This is a genomic window from Elizabethkingia bruuniana (genome assembly GCF_002024805.1).
Taxonomy (GTDB): Bacteria; Bacteroidota; Bacteroidia; order Flavobacteriales; family Weeksellaceae; genus Elizabethkingia; species Elizabethkingia bruuniana.
In genome coordinates this window covers 598,218-618,885 of the sequence record NZ_CP014337.1, presented here as the reverse complement: position 1 = coordinate 618,885, position 20,668 = coordinate 598,218, and the positions used below count along the sequence as shown (strand labels likewise).

Here is a 20,668-nt window from a genome sequence, read left to right as displayed (position 1 = left end):
CATTGTTTACGAATTGATTGTTAATTATTTCTGTCGTAACAAATTTACTTTGACTATTGCATTTTTAATATCCTTTTATTTGCTATTTGATTGCTTTTTGTTATTTTTACAGTAATCAATTATTGATTATTACATGAGCGATAAAAACCTTCAAGAATTAAGAAAAAAGAGAATAGCAGACATGACTTTGGAAGAATTGGAAATAGCTATTCTACGCCTTCATAACGGAATGAGAGTTACAATGGACTTGAAGGAGTTTTGCGAAACATTAAATAGAAGTGAAACAACAGTAAGGAACCATTTGAGATGCCGACATTATCCAGAAAGCTTATTAGTTGGTGGTTATTCTCGGAATCGTGGAGATAATTACCGCTTTCTTAGAGAAGAGGTTTTACAGTGGATAAAAAACAAGGAAAAAAAAATAACATAAAAACATTAATATGAAAACAAATGTAGTAATGCATAGTTCCGATAGAAACTTGTTCGGAACTATAATCAGACAAAATACAAAAGATGGACAGAGTTTCTCTGTTTCCGATTTACAGAAAGCTTACAATCATGCGAGATTTCAGCATGGGTGGAGTTTGAAAAGGATAGATAATGTAATGACAACTAAAGACTTTCAAGAAAGATGCTATCATATTCTAAATGAGCGAGGTGTCATAAAAACAACAATTCATGGATTTATGGAAATGATTGAAAAAGAAGGAGTTGTAAAAGTACTAAAAGGTCTTAAAGTTTGGAAAACTGGCGGACGTGGAGAAAATAAGTCAACATTCTGCGACCCTTACATTTGGGTATTACTGGCTATGGAGCTGAATCCGCTTATTTATGCTAAAGTAGTCATTTGGCTAACTGACAGCCTAATATTTAACAGGGTTTTGGCAGGATCTGATTTTGCACCAATGAATAGAGCTATTGCAAGTATTGTTTCTGAGCCAGACTATCCAAGATACGCACGAGAAATTAATCTTAAAGTTTTTGGTAGGCACGAAAGGGGAATAAGGGACACAGCAACACAAGACGAACTTAGACTTATTTCTGATGTTGAAAAATTCATCATTCAATCTATTGAAATGGGGATGATTGCGAATGAAACCCAGTTAATAAAAGTAATCGAATTATATAAAGTGAGGAAGCTGGTCGCCTAAATGGAATAACTATAAATATTACCCATTTCGTCTAACGGTAAGACCCTGGTCTCCAAAACCAGTAATTGAGGTTCGAATCCTTGGGTGGGTGCAAAGCTACATATGATAAAAAAATAACCCGCTATTATGCGGGTTATTTTCATCTTCTTTTTAGCTTGAAAGTTACTCGATCATTTGTATTACTTTGATCATAATATTCGGCTATTGCTTCATTTCCATTAATAGAAATAATATTGTAGTACACCTTAAACCCACTTACAGATGCGGTAATTAAATTCTTCCCATCGTATTGATAAGTTCCTGAATAGTTACTTTTATTAGAATAACTTTTATAACTCCCGTCAGCATTGAACGCTGCCCATTGTTTTAGAATAGTTGCGTCTATAAATTTTCCATTTTCATCTTTGAACGCCATAAGATCCCAAGTTCCGGTAACATTATACCTCGCAGATGCTTGCTCATCTCTATTATCTGAAGAAGAACAAGACGTAAACACTGTACCTAACGTAATAATAGAAAGGGATAAAACTGTAAATATTTTTCTCATAATATAAAATTTTCAGTGAAAATAAACATTCCATTTCAAACAAAAAAACGGTTTCCCGTAAAATTCTAATCTTTTTTTAAAAAACCTACTATAATATCCTTTCCGTCCTCTTTTTTATAAATAGGAATATCCTCATTTTGATTTTTAATAAATAGTTCTAGAAAATCCACATTCAAAGCATTTGCAATCTCCTCTAATCTTTTTAGAGGGGGATTTCCATTTTCATTAATTGAAATTGATAATCCCGTTTCTGTCATATTAAGCTTTTCCGCTAATTCTTTTTGTGAAATTCCTTTCTCCTTCAGTAATTCTTTAACTCTTAGTTTAATCATATTATTATAATGTATACAGTTGCAAATTTAAATGAAATTTAATTACAAATATAATTATTTAATTGACAGTTTAATATTTAACAAAATTTTAACATTTTAAATTTGTTTATTATTTAACCCTCATTTAAATTTGTATAAAATTATTTAAATAGCAGTTAAATAAAAACAAAAAGATATGACAACTCTAAGAAACAAAGTAGAAGCAAGATTATTAAAGTGTAACAGCGAGAAAGCAGTAGCTGAAATGATGGCAAAACATTATGAGTATGCAGTTAGTAAGTACACAACATTAAAAACTATCTGCGAGTGTATCGTAACACTTGACTAATAGGCTATTAACCCAAATAAAATAATAAAGATGAAAGATATTACTAAAAACGAAGCCTTTCAGAATAAAATGAAAGCAACCTTATATAAGTGTAGTAAAAACCACAACACGAAATTATTATCAATGATTAATAAGCTTAAAAAATAATATCAATATGAAAACTGAACTTTTTAAAACTGCATGGCAATTTGCAAGACAAACAGGCTTATCATTTTCTGAATGTTTAAAGAAGGCATGGGCAAATTTCAAACTGAAAATAAAAATGCAAACTGAAATAGTTCGGTTCTACTTTCAAAAAGTAGACGGTACTATTCGCGAATGCTGGGGTACTCTAAAAGCTGAATTATTACCAGAAACAAAAAGTACGGGTCGAAAAGACAACCCAACAGTACAAACTTACTTCGACACTGAAAAACAAGAGTTCAGATGTTTTAAGAAATTCAATCTAATCACTAACATTTAATATATGAAAAATTCAATATTAACTAAAGATCTGGTAACTGTAGACTTAAATGCCATTTATCAAATACATATGAAAAATAAACAGCTTTTCAGTCAGGGGTATATCTCTAAAAAAGAATTTTTAGAAAATAATTTAATTCTCATCAATGAACTAAGTAACCATAATTCAAAACCCAGTATAACAATAGATTCTACTGTCAACGAATTTTCAATAGTTAAGTTTCGTTTAAGAATGCAGCTTTTAAGAAATACAAGTAAAAATTAATTAACAATAAAAAATATAAAATGAAAAATTTAGTACCAACAGCCAAAGAACAAGCGATTATAAACATTATTGCAGATCATATTTTTCATGATCGTATTTATGATGGTATACATACGGTTTTAAATGCCTTTGCGCCAAATGAAAGTGATCATTCTCTACAGGGCGTATACAACGGCATAGATAACGCCTTTGCATTTATGGACATTGTAGATGAAGATTTATGTGGTAAACTCACAGATATATTTTATAATACAGCATGTGAGCCACATGAATTTAGAAATGTAGACGAACTGGCAGAAGTTGTTTATTACTCATGGCTAAAATTTATTAAAGATTATTATACAGTAAAAAAAGCATCATAACATGAACGAATTAATAAAAATACAAGACAACGGCGGTCAATCCGCCGTGTCTGCTCGTGAACTGCATAAGTTCTTAGAAATTGAAACAAGATTTGACATGTGGACTCAAAGAATGTTTGAATATGGTTTCACACAAGACACTGATTATCAATGTTTGCACAAAAATGTTCAAATGCCAAATGGTGGCTTTAGAGAGGTTTTAGACGATTACGCATTAACTTTAGATTGTGCTAAAGAAATATCTATGCTTCAGAGAAGCGAAAAGGGCAAGCAGGCAAGAAAGTATTTTATCGATTGTGAGAAGAAATTAAAGACTGGTGGTTTTGCTTTGCCTCAAACTTTCGCAGAAGCCTTAAAGCTTGCAGCCAACCAAGCCGAGCGCATAGAACTTCAATCTATTGAATTACGTAAGCAAGCCCCAAAGGTTGAGTATTTTAACGAGGTTCTACAGTCTGAAAGCGTATATAATACTAACCAGATAGCGAAAGAATTAGGCATGAGTGCTGTAACGCTTAATCGAAAGCTTTCAGATATGAAGATACAGTATAAACAAAGTGGTACATGGCTATTATATCACGTTTACCAAAATAAAGGCTTTACCAAGACTAAAACGCATACCTATACCGATACAGAAGGCAAAACCCAGACAAGCATGCAAACTGTATGGACAGAAAAAGGTAGAGCATTTATACATTACACAATTAAAAAGCTACAAAGCGCATAAAAGTGAAGCCCGATTGATTTCGGGCTTTTATTTTGCGTACTTTTTAAATGCTGAATGATCAATTAGCCTATCCTCATTCTTAACTAATTTATACCAGTAGTCATTATTTGATTGCTGGTATTTTTTATCCTGAATCCTGGCTTTTGGTTCTCGAAGTAAAATGAGTAAGTTGGAAAGATTGTTCCTGAGGTTATTGTATTTCGGATCTACTTCTGAATAAACATATTCTAATGTATGTGTAAGCTTTTCGTAGATTTCCTTAAGTCCTTTATCAGAATAAAGATGAAAGCAGAAGTAAGGTAATTCCGGCTCTTCATACCCAAAAATAACATTCTCACAATGAGTCAGGAAATCCATAGTCAAAGCCATGAAAGTAAATTCCATTCCCTTAGTGAGGCGGTTGTATTCTTTTATTTCTTCTGGGTAAAGTTCCATTGCTCAAATTTACAAAAACTTCTTATTATCAGCTATAAAGTCAGGCTTCCGTTTCCAGTTTTTCATCTTTTCAGCATTATCTTTATGCCATTGTACGAAATTATCTGGAACATCACCAACATAATTTTCTGAGGTTTCCGGAGGGAGGTTCTGCCCGGCATTCAATTCTTTTATAAACTCAGTTTCTGACTTCATAATCATTGTACGGAAACACATGCAATTAGAACCCCAAACAGCCTTTCCATTTCTCATAACGTATAATGTATGATTCTTTTCTAATTCAATATCATAAACGTAATCATCATAAGGAACTAACTCTTTATTAAACACACTGGATGTTTTAGAAAATGCTTCAGACACAGTGTAACTATCTGCCTTCACCATATAGTCTCCATTTGGGAATGTTATAATATTGCCTTTGGACTTTTTTATGGCAATAGAAGGTCTATTACCAACTTTCATAATAAGTTCCGAAATATCATTTTTAATATGTTCAGAACTGGTGTAAAATATTCTTGCTAGCCTTTTTGGGGTAAAGTCAGCGCCTCTATTTCCTTTAAATGCTTTGGGTCTTGTAATGCTGCCATCTGTAATAGAATACGCATCTAAGAAAATGTTTATTTGCCTTGAAGATGCATTTTTAATATCTTCTGGAATAAACTTTTCCAAAGACTTTCCGAATTGTTTTAAATATGAATTAAATGAATTATTGTAAAAAGATATTCCAGATTCATTTTCAGATGATTTAAATCCAAGCCTTCTTATAACGCTTATCATTTTTGATCTTGTGCCTAAATTCTTTTCATTATCTTTTTGAGCCATAAAAATACCGCTATTTCTCTGTAAAGAACCTTCCGATATCCAATATGCCATAAATTCACAATAATCATCAAACTTATAAGATGTGCCACCAATTTCTATAAAATCAATATCCGATTTATTCCACTCTGCCGTTCTATAAAGAGCTCCACTATGTTTATTAAAATCTTTTGCTAATTTGTCATCAGCAAAAGATTTTATGTCTCGTTTTTTCCCAGACAGCTTTTCATAAACCATTTTATGATCAGGGGTAACAAGTAATGACAAAAATGCATTGTGAAAATGGATCATTTCACCCTTATAACGTTTTTTGATTGTTGCAACGACTTTTACAAGCTCTAATTCCTTCGTTTCTGGATTCATTGACCATACTTTGTCATCTGTTTCAACTTCTGACATTTTTCGCCATCCTTTTTCTGTAAATAACTCCATATCATATGAATAGCAATTTGTATGCCATTTACTCCAATCAAAATCCTTTGGGTATGATCCTTTTAACTCATCACACATGTCATAATGTTTATGTGATGGGGAAAGGTTTATTTTCTGACCTACAACGTCGTTATTTGCACTAATTCTCATTTGTTCAGCTGATCGATATCCAGTGTTTATTTGGTCAACCGCCAACCTCAATGCGTTTTTATGTGCGGACCTATAAACTCCTTGTCCCGGATGGTAACTTTGTGCGTTTTTAGATAAAACTAAGTTACCGTGTTTGTCTCTTACTCTACGAAATAGCTTATCAGGGTTATTCAAGTTTAATTTTATAGCTCTGGCAAGTTCTTGCGCAGACATGCCTTCTTTAAAAGCTCCTTCTATGGCTAATTCGATGTTTTCTTTTGCCTGTTGTGAAATATTCCACACTCTCTCTGAAACGGTGAATTTGCCTACCTTTCTGTTTTGAAATGCTTCAAGTGCTTTTTGATTGTGAGACTGGTTTGCAATCTTCCGGATCTCTGTTTCATATATCTTCGGTGTAATCTTACCTTTTACGGAACCTAACCGAGCTTTTAGAATCTCATCTACTTTAGCATTTGCGAAATCCCATTCATATTCCGTGTAGGTCCTTATAGAATTTAGCAGATTATCACGATAATTTACCAGGTACTTATCTACATCTTTTATGATGGATGGGTATTTTCGGAACTGAAACAACTCATCTTTAAGTTTAAGACGAACAATTATAGAGGAACACGACAATAAAAGCTCATCAAACAGTCTTTCGATAGCCAATAAGTACTTATTTATCCGTTTCCGGTGTAAATCGTCGTGATTCTTCATTACGCTTGCTAAATCTTAAACAATATCTTTTCTGCTTCTTCCTGATCTGTTGGCTGTGGGTGGTTCTTATACTCAATTCCGTTAGCCGGTGAAGCTGCAGTAAAAGTTTTATCAGCATGGATAGTCAAACTGTTCCATATATGTTCTGAAAGTTCCTTTTGATAGTTTGTACAGAAAGTCTTTCCAGTATCTTCACGGAAAACTTCTTTCTTGTAGCCGTTGTAAACAAGGAATTTGTAAAAACAAAAACTGCTCATTGTTATAATATTTGGGTTGATGCTTTTTTCTCCTGTTCCTTATTCAGCTGTTCTTGCATTTTTGGAACATCTTTAATTCCTGCCTTTTCCATAGAGTATTCCTGTGAGTATATAGGCTGATTTCCGTTAGCTTCCATAAGCATACGAATGAATGCTGATTCGTTATTGATTATAAACGGAGTAATGATTGGCTCTACATCTAATTCTAAGCTTTTCCACTTGATATTGTAAGATTGCAAGAATGATTTAATAATAGACGCTCTCCGTTGTAATGCCGGAATATAAATAGCCAGTTTATCCATTACTTTTAAGTGTGCTGACAAGAAAATAAACTCTGCATTTTCCCCAGCTAACATATTACCCATGCCTTGGATATTCTTAATTGAGAAAATGTTAGGTGTATTAGTGAAAGTATGGATATCGTCGTCTAAACGTGTAATCTCGCTTACAAGATTCTCATTTGCTTGTGGAGGCGCTAAGAATTGTCCACTGCCATCGCCTTTGAACATTAACACCTTTCCTGATCTATCACGAGAAAAAGAGCCTTCTACTTCACCGTTAAGTGCGAGAATAGGAAAAGCAAACTTGTCATTACTTTCTCCTACATTTGAGTAAATTCTTTCCAATCTTTCTATACCGGTCTGTACGTCTTCCCACTCTATTTTGCCAGAATAGTATACAATTGGAATTTTCCCAAGTAAATTATCTACCCTATCTTCCGTCCATCCTGAGCCTTCATTTCTGTACGTAATAATTTCAGTAGCAGTGTAAACCTCAAAGATTTTAATGTCCTTATCAACTTCCTTTATGGTAAACTCACGACCAAAGCTGATAAGATTATCTGTCTGATCAAAAACAGGATATAGATTATAAATATCCGGTGTAAGTAGCTTAACTTTTAGAGTACGGACTGCTTTAAATGAGTTGTACTCACTTTCTCCTTCAATATCATACCATAATTCTGCACATTCTTTCCATCTACCAACAGAATTAGAAATATCCTTATCAAAATAGATCATTTTATTTCTTGAAACTACTTCCTTAAAGGCTATATACAGAGTATCGTCATCTAAATTATTGGTATACTGCACAGGATTACCAAAAAGAAATGTTGTGGCAATATTTACCGTTCTTTTCTGATACGGAAGGCCTATTCTATTTCTTGGTATAGTAATAGTTTCAACAACTTCTTCTCCTTTTTCATTCTTCCTTATTACTTCTGCTTCTCTGTCTGGAAAATTAATTAAGTCGGTGAATATCTTATGCTTTTCCACATTGTATTCACTATCGTATTTAGCAATGTCAGGTAAAGGAGTCTTCCTCTTTTTGAATTGCTCCATTCTTTGTTCTATTGTTAATTCTGCCATGGTTATTATATTAGGGAAGCAATGCGCTTCAGGTTATTGTTTATTGGTTTGTTAAAGTCAAAATATGCTCTCATTAATATCATGTCTCGGTAATCCGGAGACCTTCCTATGTTTTCTTTAATTGTTGCTTTATTTACTAAGGTTATGACGTCATAATTCGGGTCCTGCTCTATGGTGTCAAGTTCCTCTTTTATTCTTTCCTTTTGCTCTTCCGATAATTCAGCAGAAATAAACATTAGATTCTTATTAACAATCTTCTCAGCCAGATATACCAATAATTGAGTCTGAGCATTTTTATATTTCGGAGTATCTTTTTCATCGCCTAGATCTTCATCGAATGGCCTGCCATTGTTGTGGAAACCTATGATATCAAGATTATCTACTACTCCACCGCCTACTCCGTCGGCATCAGCAATACAATTACTCTTCGGTATAGAATACTTCTTTTGTAAAGCCTTGATACAATTCTGTATTTCCGTTGTTTTACTTATTTCAAACTCATGAATCTCTATAAGTTCCCAGTCGTCCCATACACCAATAACAGCTAAGTCGGAACCGAATCGGGCAACATCGGCTGTTATATACTTCTGAGGCTTTTTTGTTAGGTGATCATTCCGGAATAAGTCAAGAATTTTGTCGTATATACATAGCTTATATGGATTATCATCATATTCCCAGTTGCCGTTTAGTAATCTCTCTTTCTTTGCTTTGTCTTTAGTATTCTGGAGCTGTTCAATATAGAGCTTATCAATAAATGGATTATCCTGAACGAATGCTTGTAAAAACTTCTGTATTGGCTTTAGTAATTCCTCTTTATACGGCTTGTAAAAGTGAGAATACATCCAATTCTTTTTCGGGTTGCAAGTGACAAACATTTTAGGAGCCAATCCTAGTTCCTTGTTCAAGTGCCTTCCGATACGGGTATTTAAAACATCAAATGCACCAAAGTTTATCTCTCCACCTTCTTCGATCCAACCTCCGGTATATTCTAATGAACCGAATCTTTCATATAAGGGGTCACTTGGTTTATGTCGGAGGTCAAGCATATCAATTCGGGAACCATTTTTAAATTGTATATAGTTATCTTGTCCATTGTAATTCCATTCATTTGAAGGTACTTTGTATTCCTTGCAAACCTTTTGAAAGGTTATTAATGTTGAACTACGGATACGCTTTAACTCTTCTCTACCTATAAACCATTTAGTATTTGGGTATAATAAGCACATAAATAAAAGCCAGGATGCACCGGTCCATGATTTCGCTCCACCTGCAGCTCCACCATAACAAAACTCTCTAGTTTCAGTATCAGTTAAAATAAATAACGCCTGCTCTTGCTTTTCATGTCTTTCCCCATTATGAGTAGTTATGAAATCAAAAATCCCTTTCTTAAAAGCAATTGTTTTAAGACGCAAATAATCAATCGATATTTTCGGAGGATTCTGCATTTAATAAATCTCTTATTGTATCATCGGAAAGTTTGGAATAATCAACAGTTTGTTTTGTTTCCAATAACATTTCATTCTTTATACCTTCGTCTGACTTAAACAAAGTCATAAGCCTACTTGCATACTCCATTCGAGTATTAACACCAACCACAGCATCATAATAAACTACTTTGCCATCTTCGTCTTTTTTAATACTTCCTTCTTCGTCAAATTCGGGAGTCTTCATAGTTCCCCCTAATACAGCTCCTATCTGGAAATTATGTAGGTCTTGGAAGGTCTTCTGCCTTGCTGACTTCTGAATGTCTAACAAATCAGGATTTCTCCTGATTCGACCATATACAGAAATATATGTAACATCCAACATCTTTGCGGCCACTGTTGGTTGCCCATTAGATTTAATCAGAGCTTCCTTTAGCTCATCGTCTGTATATGAATCTACATTAGCCATATTAAATATTATTAATTATTACAGGCCTAATTCCTCCTTATCTACAGTTAGATAAACAGGCTGTAAAGGCTGCCCAAATGTCATCATAGAAAGGTATAGGCATTTTGTTTCCTTTATCTTCTCTATCTCTTCGTCAGTAAGTTCCCAGCAGCTTATTGCTTGGCCATCTTCTGATCTATATACTGGTAATGGTTGGTATTCTTCTTGTCCTTCACCGTACATTACATTTACTTGTGGAAATTTATTTGGTGTCATAATTATTATTTTTTTAAGTTAGGTGGAGTAATTAGTGGTTTCTTTGGTAATAGGTTGAACATTTCTCTCTGGTTATATTGCATTTCATTTAATCTATGTTGAAATTTACTAGGCTTTTTAAACTCTTTTTTAAGACATTCCACTCCAGTTACTCCAACACTTGATGCTCCAGGATATCCAATGATCATAATTCCTCCTTTTCCATCAATCTCATACATCTTTTCAAATTCTTCCGGTTTAAGAGGATAAAACTCTCCATTAGCATTCTTAATGATAAAGTCTCCTACATCAGCTCTTTTCTGTCCTTCTGGTGTCTCTACATAAATACATGTACCGTTATGCCAGGCTTGAACTTTTATTTGTCCTTGATTTGCCCAATTAACAATAGCATCCATTGTCGGGCTTCCGGCTTCGTTGTTAGTTGTAAATTCCATTACTTCTACTAACTCTGGTTTTCTCCTGTATATTTTCATTCTAATAAAATTTGGATTTCGTTTTCTGGCTTGTAACATGGTAGCCTTTGCAGATCTTACAGTAATATGTTCTCTTAGGAATGCGGCTCCGGCTGCTAGTGTGTTTACATTTTTCTATAACACGTCTTGCAGCTCCTTCGGAATCGTATGTTTCCTTATCACATATTGTTGATCTTTTCTGCAAGCTCTTCTCCTTTTATAATTTTTACGTCTGCGCTGATACCGAATTGTTCCAAGAAAAATACTTTGTTCTCATAGGAGTCAAATGAAACAGTGAAATACGGGTCCCCCTCATATATAGCACCTTGTTTCACCTGCTCTTTAACCTTTTTTACAGCATCTATTTTCTCCTGTCTGGCTTTCTCTTCAGATTCCTCTCTTTCCATTTCTGAAACACTGGCTTCCGGAACAGATACAGAGTTATCCAATTCTTGCGTAATGAACTTTTCCTTCTTAGCTGCTTGTGGTTCAAACACTGGAACATCAACTTCTACAGGCTCCGGCATTTCCATTTCTATGAAAGACATATCAACATCATCAAGTCCAGCAATGTCAATATCTATATCCGGAATCATTAATGCGAGCTTTGTATAATCCATTTCTCCCTGTGCGCTTTTTGAGTTGAAGAAAATATTTAGTTCTTTCTCTGTCTTCAGGTCGACATTAATTATTTCGACTTTTATTTCATAATCGTTCTTTCCTGTTTCAGGGTCGTATTTATTTACTTCATCAGCAATACTTATTCTCTGATGTCCAGATACAAGATTTCCGGTTTGTTCATTAACGACTAATCCTCCTATGATGCCATTCTTCTTGATATTAGCCTTTAGCTTCTTTCTCGCATCATCGGATATAGTCCTTGGGTTATAGTCACTAAATGAAAAGGAACTACGTAATATGGTCCTTGTTTCAGACTGTTTGACTTTGTTTGTACTCATATTCAAAAATTATTCGTTCAGCATCTGGAAACTCAGCAATAATCTTCTTCAAGTCTTCCGGAGCGTTGTTTTTACACCAAATTAGAAAGCCGATATCGTCAATTGCTGTACCCTGGCTTTTAGCATTGCCCAGCTTTGAGTATTGTAAAGGCTTTATTAGCCTCTGTTTTTCGATATATGCTAAAACTTCTTTGTTTTTCCAGAGAGAAAGCGGATATATCTTCTTTGTTTTCTCATTTGTGATTTCATCATCATAACTACGAAGCATTAAACGACGATTCATACTATCAGCCATTTTAAAGCCGTATACCTGCCACTCTATACCGGTTTCTTCAACAACCTTGTCGGCAATCTTTGATAAGGTCCAGTCTGAATATCCTACCTGCTCAGCACCATAAAAACCGTGTTTTTTGAGATTATAATATGCGTAATGGGGTGTTTGTATAAATTGACAATTTGGGTAGCGTTTTTCTGCCCATTTGATGTACCTATTGATGTGATCAAGGTCTTTAACCATATACATAAATACACACTGAATAAACTTAAAATGAGGCGAAAGCATTTCGAGTAATGCGATGCTATCTTTACCAGCTGCAGAATGAAACAGCAAAACCCTGTCTGTTTTTTCAGACAAGGTTTTAATGCTGTTCATTGTAGGAGTCAATAAGTTCATTATTGTCTTGTTCTAATACGAACTCTTGGCCTTGCCCCCGCACTTCTTCTAAGACTTCTTTGAACTGCACCTACAGCTCTACGGTCTCTTTTTACACTTGATTCTGCCATTGCTTTGAATTTAAATTAAAATCTACGACCTAATGTTCTAAATGCTCTTGCTCTGGACTGTACACTTCTGACTCTGAACCTAGGCCCAGTGCCTCTTGCTATTGCCCTAGATCCGACTGTTGATCTAGATCGTTTATTACTACTCTCTGCCATTGCTTTAAGTTTTATTGGTTATATCATATTAACAATTAATTTTTTCGAGAATTTCACCCAGAACAATAACGAAATTGCAATTTTCAGATGTCAATACGTCACCTGCGTCTTCGTCGTGTTCAATTATTACATCTTCGCATTTTACGATCATTTTCGGGGCCTCTGGTGCGTAACCAAGTTGAAAACGAATAGTATCGTATTTCTTCGTGTCGACCAGATCACCTTCTTTATCAATTACCCCCAACCTGGTAATATAAAAATCTGTAAAATCGCGATATTCTTCTTTTTTTTCGCCTGAAAGTATTTTATCAAACCATTCTTTAGTCAATACTAAATACAGTTCGTTTTTCGCTTCTTTGGTCTTTTTAGCCATATTAATATTTTTTAAACCGTTCAATTATATCTATCAATACGAAACGGTCGTGTTTGAAGTTTTTTAATTTGCTCATCATTTCTAGCTGGTCAAACCGTTCTTGACCTATCTTTTTGATCAGATTTTCGCGGTATGGTATTAGGTTGCCGTGTAAATGTAGATTGCATTGTATACACTGGCTGTTGATATTATCTAAGTCAAATCTAACTGACCCATATTGCCCTCGGCTAAAATAATGCCCGGCATTAACCTGGTCTTTTGATTTCAACTTTTGACAAGAAATACACACAAAATCACATCGTTCGTTTATCTGATCTCTTTTTCTGACATAAGCGTTCACAACTTCTTGCGCTTTTTCGATAAGAGCACCAAGCTTTTTATTCTTATACTTTTGTATTGTCTTTGCTTCGATCATAACTTATACAAATATAACAAATTATTTGCTTTTTATTGTCATTTTATTTGCTTTTTAATGCTGTATACCGTCATAATAACTACACCAATGGCACATATTATTGCTAACAAGACATTCTTTAAGTTTTCTCCTATCTCTATCATAATTTCTCAAAATAAAATTTAACTTCAATTTCTGTTTCTTCAATAAGTCCGTATTTTTTAGCGAACTTATACTGAGTGGAGTATTTATTCAGCGAACCGACAAACTCCTTTATGTTCTCCCTAAATTGTTCTAATGAGTAAGAATTCTTTTGAATGTTACAGCTTGGACATGCCGGATTTAAATTTTCAAAGTTTTCATTCTCTGGTTTTTCACAAGTGCCATCCATCCAATTGCGTACAATTGGCTCTATATGGTCAGCATGCCATTTCTTAGGAAGATCACAACCACAGTAAGCGCACTTACCATTATATTTTTGATGAAGGGTATTTCGCTGTTCTTTGGTTAGTTTCATCAGTATTTTCTTTTCTTGTAAAAATTAGGAGGAATAACACCTCTGGGCTTTTTATCGACGTACGTTTCTTCAAGTTCTTCCACAGCTGCAGATACTATCATCTTAATACTCTCCTTCATCGCTCCGGTTTTTGCTTGAAAGGCTTCAATAGCAGCATTTATCTCATGTAAAGAATAGCCATTCGCCTGGCAAAATGCAGATAATTGTTCTCCTGAACCGATGATAATTAAATTTTCTGGTACTTTATTGCTCATAACCTTCTAACAATATCTAATTTGGTTTTAAAATCAATTTCTTTCTGTCTTACTGTTATCCAGTGTTTGTACCATGTGAATATGAAGGCGAAATAATCAAATAGAGCTTTCAAACCTCCATAAATAAAGAGTGGTATAGCTACTATAGGAAAAAGTAAAATCCACGGAATAACTCGTTTTTTAACGTAATATCTATGTTCCTCATATTCTTCGTCATCATCTTCGTCTTTTTCTACATGAAGAACATAGTGAGGTTTATACCAGATATAGCACCAAAGGGAAATAATCCAAAGTTTAATTCTGTATTTTTTCATAGATTAAAATTTAATTTATCATGTTTTTCTGTACAAATGGAGTAACCTCTATCTATTTTAAAATAAACCTGATTCCGGGTTACTTTGACCACTTCAAACTCATGTCCTATATATGGTTCTAGCCATGTGTCAATAGCGTTGTAATTAACTTTTGCTTTCATAATTAAAATACTGGTGATTTTGGTACTTCTATTGGTTGGTAGTGGGTATGGTTTTGTATTAATTCTTTCCTTGAGCCTTCATTATTATGGTAATGGAATATGAACTGATCTTGATATGGAGGATGTACAAATAGTTTGCATTCTTCCTTCGGTAGATCCTCTTCGCTTTCTATTCGTGTCCATGAATTATTATTTCTTATTCCCGTAAGACATTTTGGACGAACTGAATGCGTATTTTTGTTTAATTTTAGTCTTGAGAACATATCCATCTGATATTGGTAAGGAGTAACTTTAATCCAACCTTCATTTTCTAATGCATATTTTTGTTGATCGTTAGATAATCCTATCCAATACTCCCCGTAGGCAGCCTTAATTGCTTGTTGTTTTGGTGTTTCCATCATAGTAGTGTTATGTTGTTAGGGTTTAAAATGTCTTGTTTACACTCATAGCTATCGTTATAATTTCTTGATACCTCTTCCGCTGCCTTCTCCAAAGAAGCCTGAGCTACTTCGCGGGCGTAGATCTGTGCTAATTCTAATATGTAGGGCTTTAATTCTTCGTTAATTACAAAAGGTATTTCTCTTGTCATTTCTGTGAATAGTTCTTCCAGTCTTTTCATTATTATTTGTTTGGGGTTAATCTTCGAATCTATTTTCATTCAATCTTTTTACTAGCCTTTCAAGCTTAACTTTACACCATTCATTTGATAGAATAATAATATCCGGAATCATTAATGCTAACTGCTCCATCATTATCTTAACATCTGCAATCTCAGAGGCTAATGCAGTTAATGTTTCTTCATTTGGGTTTCTAATGTATTTCCTTGTAGCTAGCGCTAGTTCAGTGCTTTCCTCTTGTAGCATTTCTAATTGAGATTTGTGACCCCATTTTTCTAATGCCTTTTCATATAATAATTTTGCTTCGTTGTGATTCATATCATTATTATTTGTTTGGGGTTAAACTTTCGTGTATGTTGCCGATTACAGCGCCTAAGAAGCCTTTAAATATGACCTTATTGCCATGATTAGGTATATATTCACCTTCTTCTCTTTCAATCCATTCAGATAAAGGAGTGTTTTTTAATGCAAACTCACCATTTTCAAATATTACATGTGTTCTAAGGTCTTCATCTTCTTCTGAGGTTATTTGCCCCATTGGAGTTATGTATGGTAGTGCAATCAAATCCCCCTCGAAAATCTTGTTTCCGTTTTTGTCAAAAAGTCCGGTGAACTCTTCTGCATTAGTCCATTTGAAACAAAATGCGTCTACTTCATTATTAAACTCTAAACTGTCAAAATACAGCCCCTGTGTGAAGTAGTAGAAACATTGGTCTATTTCATTCCAACTCCTAAATATTATTTCTCTCATATCGTTTTATTTTGGTTGTTTAAGATTCAACATAATGCCAGGTAGTATATCCATACGATCCGTATTTATCAAATAGCATTGCATCAATATCCATGGCTAGCATTCCACTTACTCTATGGTAAACCACTCTACCATCTTTTAGAATTACTTTTATTTTTTCCATATCTTCTGTTTTAGTCCCCTCTTATTACAGAGGGGTGGGTTAGTTATTTTTTACTTAGATCTTTATTTAAAGCGTTATAAATGTGTCTGAAAATTGAGTATTGCTCTTGATTTGGAATCTGTGATAAATACGAATGAGAAATAAAACCGCCTTTTTCATCGTAGATAATTCTCGCTTTATCAACTCCAACTACAAAGAATCTATTTGGGTACTTTCTCCATTGAGTAATTTTACCTTCATCAATCAGATTTTTAATTTCAATTGGCAAGCTTACCGCCTCAACATTTTTAATCTTACCCTTTTCTCTTTCAATAGCGTCCTTTGTCTTTTCGATACTGGCTTGCATGTTTCTGATTGAATCATTTTGCTTTTCTATCTTTTTAAAGAAAGCCCCACCGCCTCGCTTATCATTCATCGGCTGTCCGTTAGTCTGTTTCCAAGTACTGAAATGATTATCAAAACGCTTTTGTAACTCAGCTTCTTTTTTTACTAATGAATTTTCTAATATTTCTAATCTGTTAGTTTTCATATTTGATTTTTTGTTGAAACAAATGTATGTCATTTTGAAATACAATGCAAATGTTTTTCGAGCTTTTGTATATTATTTTGACATACATTTTTTATCTTTGCGTTAAAATTTATGAGGAATGGCTAAAAAACTGCTTTCTATACGTGTTTCTGATGAGGTTGATGCTCTGGTAAAAAAGATTGCTGAAAAAAGACAATCTACACAAGCCAATGTCATTGAAGAAGCAATTAGAGAACTGGCGAAGAAGGAAAAACTAAAATAATTACAGATTATAAGTCACCTTCGCTATCAAATACCTATCATAATACGATCTGAAATTATGCCTGTGTATATTGATTAGCTTGCAGCAATCCTCTATTGACTTTCCGGATTCGTACGCTTTGCCCAGTATGCTGTATTTAAACTTCAAAACTTGATCTCTTGAATACTGGGGATTCTTAGCTTGAATTTTTGGCTTTATTTCTTCTTTCGGTTTTAATGATCTTCTGAACTCGTTATCAATTTCCGGGGCATATCTTACAGGACGGTTGATTGCTTTTGCTCTTGCCAGTACTTCTAAAGCCTTTTGATTCTCCTGTTTCTTCGTTAGCCTTCCCGATCCATCCATTAACTCTGAATGATCCGATTTTCTCTTTACTTTTGCCATGGTTACAAATATTCTTTTAGGTGTTTTTTAATGTGTTCATAAACCAGGTGATCCTTTGCGTGATGAATTGCCATTCCGTTGAGATAATCACTTTTTATTTTGTTGGTTTCGTTAAGCGTTTTTAACAGCCTTACAGCCTCTTCTTTTCTAAAATGGATATTCGTACCCTTTGTTATTTCTTTGTTTAAAATTTGGGCAGCTTTTGATCGAATTAAGCGATTCTTATCACTTGCTGTCAGATAATCAAAACATCCTTTCTCATCTAATTCACTGTAAAAGTGTCCAGCATACACACATGGTTCATCATTTTTAACTTTCTGTACCAAATCATCCCACATCTTTTTTCTTCTGGCCAGTTTCGTTTCTTCTGATTCTTCAATAGCTGGGTTTAGCGTCTTGTGAATTAGCTTTCGACCTCGGTTCCATTCTTCACTTCCATGCTTAAACTCCTGATATGCTTTTAAAATCTCTCCGGCCGTTATTAAGCTGAGGTTTGGAAAAACTTTTATTTCCGGGAACTCGTGACGCAATGCCATTCGGTAAGCCTCAATAATTTCAAGTGCTGTGAGCTGGTAACCTTGGCAGAAACTTATCCAATGAGCACCGGAAGTTTTTTTATACTCTTCATCAGTTCCGAAATTCACCCCAACCATGGAAGAAACCATATTCAGCGTTTTAATCATTTCTTCACCACTGTTTTTGAAAAGCGGATAATCAACCTCACGTTTTACTATCTCAGGAAGGGACTGTAAAATCGTCAATGGTAAATTGGTTATTTCGCCTTTGAACCTGATTTGCTTGAACTGGTCCTTTGTTGCCAGATCCTGAGCTTGTTGTTTGATTATGTCCATTTGTTCTATTTCTGTAATTACCTTCTAAAATTTTTGTAAAGTTTGTTGGCTTCATTATCCAGTCAAAGTCCGCGGACCAACCACGGTCATTTTCACCGTTTAGAAAACTTGATTCACCAGTCAGCCTGATAACCTGCATCACTCTCTCAACTCCTACATCTTTAATCCGGGCTTTAATTGCTTTCTTTCTCGTATCATTTACCAGTTGTACCCTTGGCAAGGTGCTACACTGCTCATGGAAATACTCAATGATTTCTTTTTCATTTTTAGCGCAACTTTTTTCTTTTTCTTCGTCAGGATTTATAACAGGTTTTTCAATTTCTATTTCTTCTTCTGGAAATTCTAAATCATCACTCTCCCCTTTTGCTTCTTTTTTAAAAGAAGAACTAGTTTTGTTTAGTTTATCTTTACTCATCCCTAACCTCGTCATAACCTCATCCCATACCTCGTCACTTACCTCATCCTTAACCTTTGTATTTTTTACCAAGGTTGATAATGAGTATTCAGTTTCTGCACTTCCATTTTTGGTTTTAAAGTCAATTAATCCGGATTGCTTAAGCTTGTTTCTAGCATTTGAAAGAGTCTTGAAAGAACTAATATTGATTGCAGCCATAATTTTATAATTGTTATGCTTAAAGGATTCTTTCCACGAACAAAGATTGTTTACTCTTAATAGGTAAAAGTAAAGGGCTATCTCGTTGGAGTGGAATGAATGGATTTCATTCATAGACCAAAAATTATTTATTGCAGCTAAATAGTTCATCTTACTCTAAATCTTTAATGTTACAGGGGAACCTTTTCCCTTTTGCATTTTCGTACACAACGGCTGATCCGCTGATTGATATTATTTTAACCTTGTCTCCTTTTTTACCCCAAATTTGACCCCGGAAAACATTATCCTTGTTAAGTGTTTTTGTTTCCATATCAGGTGAATTGAAACATTTGATCTTCTTGGGTAATCGTAGTTACAAAAGGAAACTTGTCTTTTGGCACTTGCTCAATCATATCCATCAATGTTTTGGCAGATGTGAAGATTATTTCCTTTTCTCCTTTTCTTGTTATCTGAAGCGTTAAATATTTAGTGCCAGGTCTTTTTTCTGAGTCTTTTATTTTGTAGTCGTGAATTATGATTTCAGTATTTAATACCTTACTCATTTTAACTTTATCTCCTACAAAAGCAATAAAACTCGGTTTTATATTGAATTCTTTAAAATTATTCATTGAGTAGCTTTTTTAAAAGGTTTTTAGAATTACAATGCTTTAACCATCCTTTATATGATGCTATTGATTGATATCTAGGATTACGCTTTAGCATTCTTGCAAATCTTTTCTTTATTGACTTTCTAAGCAAAGTATGACTATGAAAATGCTTATATCCTACGAAGTCTATTCCTCTACTTTTTACAGGAAATACCTGCCAGTTATCTTTTACTGTTAACTTTAACTTTTCAGATAAATAGGATTCTATTTCTTTTAAAAGCTGATGCAAATACTCTTTACTTCCTGAAAGGATTACCAGATCATCTGCATATCTGAAATAGTACTTTACTTGCTTTTCCTCTTTAATCCAGTGATCGAAGTAGGTTAAGTAAAAATTAGCCAGGTATTGACTTAAATAATTTCCGATTGGAATTCCTGCAGCAGATTCAATAATTTCATCTAACAGCCACAAAAGGTTTTTATCTTTAAATTTCTTTCGTAGTAGTGATTTTAGAATATCATGATCCACATTCGGGTAAAACTTCTTGATATCAAGCTTTAAGCAATAGGTAGTTTCAGTTTCATTTCTCAACGCTTTTCTGACTGCAAATGAAGCTCTGTGTATTCCTCGACCTTTTATGCAGCTGTATGTATCCGCAGTAAATACCGAAACAAAAACAGACTCTAAAACATTCATTATCGCATGATGAGTAATCCTGTCAGGGAAATAAGGCAAACGGTATACTTCACGTTCTTTTGGCTCATAAACTTTGAAAATATCATATTCCGATGTTCTGTAAGTTTTATCCTTTAGCATTGTATGAAGCTTCATAATATTACTTTCTTTGTTTTTATTATGGGTAAGCACACCGTAATTCTTAGATTTTCCTTTTTGTGCCTTTCCATCGGCAATAATTAAGTTTTCTATACTTATTATTTCCTGATAAACGTTTCCTATTCTTTTCATATCCTTTGCTTCTTATTAAGTCGCATTCGCTTTTGCTACCAACGCCTTTAAAGTTTTGTTGTTTTTTACCAAGGGGTAAGGTCTGTGATGTAAATATTTTGCAAAC

Annotated in this window: 37 protein-coding genes and 1 tRNA gene; 9 read left to right on the top strand and 29 right to left on the bottom strand. The window is 34.1% G+C overall.

Annotation, left to right across the window (positions count from 1 at the left end):
- Positions 1 to 133: 133 nt before the first annotated feature.
- From AYC65_RS02965 to AYC65_RS02955, 3 genes are all read left to right on the top strand, one after another.
- The gene (locus AYC65_RS02965; RefSeq protein WP_034871257.1) at positions 134 to 430 is read left to right on the top strand and encodes a hypothetical protein; all 297 of its coding nucleotides are present in this window, start codon (positions 134 to 136) and stop codon (positions 428 to 430) included.
- Between the two features lie 10 nt (positions 431 to 440).
- Complete coding sequence (locus AYC65_RS02960) at positions 441 to 1,151, top strand: hypothetical protein (RefSeq protein WP_034871258.1); 711 nt, start codon at positions 441 to 443, stop codon at positions 1,149 to 1,151.
- A 20-nt stretch (positions 1,152 to 1,171) separates the two neighbouring features.
- Positions 1,172 to 1,242 (top strand) — tRNA-Trp (locus AYC65_RS02955).
- Between the two features lie 48 nt (positions 1,243 to 1,290).
- Here the strand turns inward: AYC65_RS02955 and AYC65_RS02950 are convergent.
- Both AYC65_RS02950 and AYC65_RS02945 read right to left on the bottom strand, forming a co-directional pair.
- Complete coding sequence (locus tag AYC65_RS02950; RefSeq protein ID WP_078674644.1) at positions 1,291 to 1,698, bottom strand: hypothetical protein; 408 nt, start codon at positions 1,696 to 1,698, stop codon at positions 1,291 to 1,293.
- A 65-nt stretch (positions 1,699 to 1,763) separates the two neighbouring features.
- Positions 1,764 to 2,030: a helix-turn-helix domain-containing protein gene (locus AYC65_RS02945; protein ID WP_034871260.1), complete on the bottom strand. Its 267-nt coding sequence runs from the start codon at positions 2,028 to 2,030 to the stop codon at positions 1,764 to 1,766.
- 175 nt (positions 2,031 to 2,205) lie between these two features.
- Between AYC65_RS02945 and AYC65_RS20695 the strand changes: the two genes are divergently transcribed.
- The 5 genes from AYC65_RS20695 (at position 2,206) to AYC65_RS02925 (ending at position 4,171) form a co-directional block, all read left to right on the top strand.
- Positions 2,206 to 2,358, top strand: coding sequence for a hypothetical protein (locus AYC65_RS20695; RefSeq protein WP_157893257.1), 153 nt, complete (start codon positions 2,206 to 2,208; stop codon positions 2,356 to 2,358).
- Between the two features lie 154 nt (positions 2,359 to 2,512).
- On the top strand, positions 2,513 to 2,821 hold the full coding sequence (locus tag AYC65_RS02940; protein WP_078411251.1) for an SH3 beta-barrel fold-containing protein: 309 nt from the start codon (positions 2,513 to 2,515) through the stop codon (positions 2,819 to 2,821).
- A gap of 3 nt (positions 2,822 to 2,824) precedes the next feature.
- The gene (locus tag AYC65_RS02935) at positions 2,825 to 3,085 is read left to right on the top strand and encodes a hypothetical protein (protein ID WP_078674643.1); all 261 of its coding nucleotides are present in this window, start codon (positions 2,825 to 2,827) and stop codon (positions 3,083 to 3,085) included.
- Positions 3,086 to 3,105: 20 nt separating this feature from the next.
- On the top strand, positions 3,106 to 3,447 hold the full coding sequence (locus tag AYC65_RS02930; RefSeq protein WP_078674642.1) for a hypothetical protein: 342 nt from the start codon (positions 3,106 to 3,108) through the stop codon (positions 3,445 to 3,447).
- Position 3,448: 1 nt separating this feature from the next.
- Positions 3,449 to 4,171 carry a phage antirepressor KilAC domain-containing protein gene (locus AYC65_RS02925; protein ID WP_078674641.1) on the top strand — a complete coding sequence of 241 codons (723 nt, stop codon included), beginning with the start codon at positions 3,449 to 3,451 and terminating at the stop codon, positions 4,169 to 4,171.
- Between the two features lie 27 nt (positions 4,172 to 4,198).
- Here the strand turns inward: AYC65_RS02925 and AYC65_RS02920 are convergent, their stop codons facing one another.
- The 21 genes from AYC65_RS02920 to AYC65_RS02825 form a co-directional block, all read right to left on the bottom strand.
- A complete protein-coding gene (locus AYC65_RS02920; RefSeq protein WP_034871264.1) occupies positions 4,199 to 4,606 on the bottom strand; it encodes a hypothetical protein in 408 nt (135 codons plus the stop codon).
- 9 nt (positions 4,607 to 4,615) lie between these two features.
- Complete coding sequence (locus AYC65_RS02915) at positions 4,616 to 6,658, bottom strand: hypothetical protein (protein WP_157893256.1); 2,043 nt, start codon at positions 6,656 to 6,658, stop codon at positions 4,616 to 4,618.
- Positions 6,659 to 6,714: 56 nt separating this feature from the next.
- The gene (locus tag AYC65_RS02910) at positions 6,715 to 6,963 is read right to left on the bottom strand and encodes a hypothetical protein (protein ID WP_034871265.1); all 249 of its coding nucleotides are present in this window, start codon (positions 6,961 to 6,963) and stop codon (positions 6,715 to 6,717) included.
- Positions 6,964 to 6,965: 2 nt separating this feature from the next.
- Positions 6,966 to 8,330: a phage portal protein gene (locus tag AYC65_RS02905; RefSeq protein ID WP_034871266.1), complete on the bottom strand. Its 1,365-nt coding sequence runs from the start codon at positions 8,328 to 8,330 to the stop codon at positions 6,966 to 6,968.
- 5 nt (positions 8,331 to 8,335) lie between these two features.
- Complete coding sequence (locus AYC65_RS02900; RefSeq protein ID WP_034871267.1) at positions 8,336 to 9,775, bottom strand: phage terminase large subunit; 1,440 nt, start codon at positions 9,773 to 9,775, stop codon at positions 8,336 to 8,338.
- On the bottom strand, positions 9,747 to 10,223 hold the full coding sequence (locus AYC65_RS02895; protein WP_034871268.1) for a hypothetical protein: 477 nt from the start codon (positions 10,221 to 10,223) through the stop codon (positions 9,747 to 9,749). The genes AYC65_RS02900 and AYC65_RS02895 overlap by 29 nt, the downstream gene beginning before the upstream one ends.
- 18 nt (positions 10,224 to 10,241) lie before the next feature.
- Positions 10,242 to 10,478 carry a hypothetical protein gene (locus AYC65_RS02890; protein ID WP_034871269.1) on the bottom strand — a complete coding sequence of 79 codons (237 nt, stop codon included), beginning with the start codon at positions 10,476 to 10,478 and terminating at the stop codon, positions 10,242 to 10,244.
- A 5-nt stretch (positions 10,479 to 10,483) separates the two neighbouring features.
- Positions 10,484 to 10,951 carry a hypothetical protein gene (locus AYC65_RS02885; protein WP_131828181.1) on the bottom strand — a complete coding sequence of 156 codons (468 nt, stop codon included), beginning with the start codon at positions 10,949 to 10,951 and terminating at the stop codon, positions 10,484 to 10,486.
- A gap of 158 nt (positions 10,952 to 11,109) precedes the next feature.
- A complete protein-coding gene (locus AYC65_RS02880) occupies positions 11,110 to 11,889 on the bottom strand; it encodes a ParB N-terminal domain-containing protein (protein ID WP_034871271.1) in 780 nt (259 codons plus the stop codon).
- Positions 11,861 to 12,562: a phosphoadenosine phosphosulfate reductase domain-containing protein gene (locus AYC65_RS02875; RefSeq protein WP_034871273.1), complete on the bottom strand. Its 702-nt coding sequence runs from the start codon at positions 12,560 to 12,562 to the stop codon at positions 11,861 to 11,863. Before AYC65_RS02875 ends, AYC65_RS02880 begins: the two co-directional genes overlap by 29 nt.
- A 291-nt stretch (positions 12,563 to 12,853) precedes the next feature.
- Positions 12,854 to 13,198: a hypothetical protein gene (locus AYC65_RS02870; protein WP_052114779.1), complete on the bottom strand. Its 345-nt coding sequence runs from the start codon at positions 13,196 to 13,198 to the stop codon at positions 12,854 to 12,856.
- A gap of 1 nt (position 13,199) precedes the next feature.
- Positions 13,200 to 13,613 carry a recombination protein NinG gene (locus tag AYC65_RS02865; RefSeq protein ID WP_034871275.1) on the bottom strand — a complete coding sequence of 138 codons (414 nt, stop codon included), beginning with the start codon at positions 13,611 to 13,613 and terminating at the stop codon, positions 13,200 to 13,202.
- Positions 13,614 to 13,752: 139 nt separating this feature from the next.
- Positions 13,753 to 14,109, bottom strand: a complete 357-nt coding sequence (locus tag AYC65_RS02860) for an HNH endonuclease (RefSeq protein ID WP_034871277.1) — start codon at positions 14,107 to 14,109, stop codon at positions 13,753 to 13,755.
- A complete protein-coding gene (locus AYC65_RS02855) occupies positions 14,109 to 14,363 on the bottom strand; it encodes a hypothetical protein (RefSeq protein WP_034871278.1) in 255 nt (84 codons plus the stop codon). The genes AYC65_RS02860 and AYC65_RS02855 overlap by 1 nt, the downstream gene beginning before the upstream one ends.
- Positions 14,360 to 14,677 (bottom strand): hypothetical protein, encoded by a 318-nt coding sequence (locus AYC65_RS02850; protein ID WP_034871279.1) that lies wholly within the window; start codon positions 14,675 to 14,677, stop codon positions 14,360 to 14,362. Before AYC65_RS02850 ends, AYC65_RS02855 begins: the two co-directional genes overlap by 4 nt.
- A 163-nt stretch (positions 14,678 to 14,840) precedes the next feature.
- Positions 14,841 to 15,239 (bottom strand): hypothetical protein, encoded by a 399-nt coding sequence (locus AYC65_RS02845; protein ID WP_034871280.1) that lies wholly within the window; start codon positions 15,237 to 15,239, stop codon positions 14,841 to 14,843.
- Complete coding sequence (locus AYC65_RS02840; protein WP_034871281.1) at positions 15,236 to 15,457, bottom strand: hypothetical protein; 222 nt, start codon at positions 15,455 to 15,457, stop codon at positions 15,236 to 15,238. The genes AYC65_RS02845 and AYC65_RS02840 overlap by 4 nt, the downstream gene beginning before the upstream one ends.
- A 16-nt stretch (positions 15,458 to 15,473) precedes the next feature.
- On the bottom strand, positions 15,474 to 15,773 hold the full coding sequence (locus AYC65_RS02835; protein WP_034871282.1) for a nucleoside triphosphate pyrophosphohydrolase family protein: 300 nt from the start codon (positions 15,771 to 15,773) through the stop codon (positions 15,474 to 15,476).
- Between the two features lie 7 nt (positions 15,774 to 15,780).
- Positions 15,781 to 16,206 (bottom strand): YopX family protein, encoded by a 426-nt coding sequence (locus AYC65_RS02830; RefSeq protein ID WP_034871283.1) that lies wholly within the window; start codon positions 16,204 to 16,206, stop codon positions 15,781 to 15,783.
- Between the two features lie 19 nt (positions 16,207 to 16,225).
- On the bottom strand, positions 16,226 to 16,369 hold the full coding sequence (locus AYC65_RS20690; RefSeq protein ID WP_157893255.1) for a hypothetical protein: 144 nt from the start codon (positions 16,367 to 16,369) through the stop codon (positions 16,226 to 16,228).
- 43 nt (positions 16,370 to 16,412) lie between these two features.
- Entirely contained in the window at positions 16,413 to 16,898 is a 486-nt protein-coding gene (locus AYC65_RS02825) for a hypothetical protein (RefSeq protein WP_034871284.1), read from the bottom strand.
- A gap of 118 nt (positions 16,899 to 17,016) precedes the next feature.
- On the opposite strand from AYC65_RS02825, the gene AYC65_RS02820 reads away from it, so the two are divergent.
- Positions 17,017 to 17,160, top strand: coding sequence for a ribbon-helix-helix protein, CopG family (locus AYC65_RS02820; protein ID WP_078674638.1), 144 nt, complete (start codon positions 17,017 to 17,019; stop codon positions 17,158 to 17,160).
- Here the strand turns inward: AYC65_RS02820 and AYC65_RS20970 are convergent, their stop codons facing one another.
- The 6 genes from AYC65_RS20970 to AYC65_RS02795 are packed head-to-tail and all read right to left on the bottom strand — an operon-like array spanning position 17,161 to position 20,562.
- Positions 17,161 to 17,544 (bottom strand): hypothetical protein, encoded by a 384-nt coding sequence (locus tag AYC65_RS20970; protein ID WP_185117053.1) that lies wholly within the window; start codon positions 17,542 to 17,544, stop codon positions 17,161 to 17,163.
- A 2-nt stretch (positions 17,545 to 17,546) separates the two neighbouring features.
- Complete coding sequence (locus AYC65_RS02810) at positions 17,547 to 18,395, bottom strand: hypothetical protein (protein WP_108721719.1); 849 nt, start codon at positions 18,393 to 18,395, stop codon at positions 17,547 to 17,549.
- Positions 18,280 to 19,122 (bottom strand): hypothetical protein, encoded by an 843-nt coding sequence (locus tag AYC65_RS02805; RefSeq protein ID WP_131828180.1) that lies wholly within the window; start codon positions 19,120 to 19,122, stop codon positions 18,280 to 18,282. Before AYC65_RS02805 ends, AYC65_RS02810 begins: the two co-directional genes overlap by 116 nt.
- 37 nt (positions 19,123 to 19,159) lie before the next feature.
- Positions 19,160 to 19,318, bottom strand: a complete 159-nt coding sequence (locus AYC65_RS20685) for a hypothetical protein (protein ID WP_157893254.1) — start codon at positions 19,316 to 19,318, stop codon at positions 19,160 to 19,162.
- A gap of 1 nt (position 19,319) precedes the next feature.
- Positions 19,320 to 19,616, bottom strand: coding sequence for a hypothetical protein (locus AYC65_RS02800; protein ID WP_034871286.1), 297 nt, complete (start codon positions 19,614 to 19,616; stop codon positions 19,320 to 19,322).
- Complete coding sequence (locus tag AYC65_RS02795) at positions 19,609 to 20,562, bottom strand: RNA-directed DNA polymerase (protein ID WP_034871287.1); 954 nt, start codon at positions 20,560 to 20,562, stop codon at positions 19,609 to 19,611. Before AYC65_RS02795 ends, AYC65_RS02800 begins: the two co-directional genes overlap by 8 nt.
- Positions 20,563 to 20,668 lie beyond the last annotated feature (106 nt).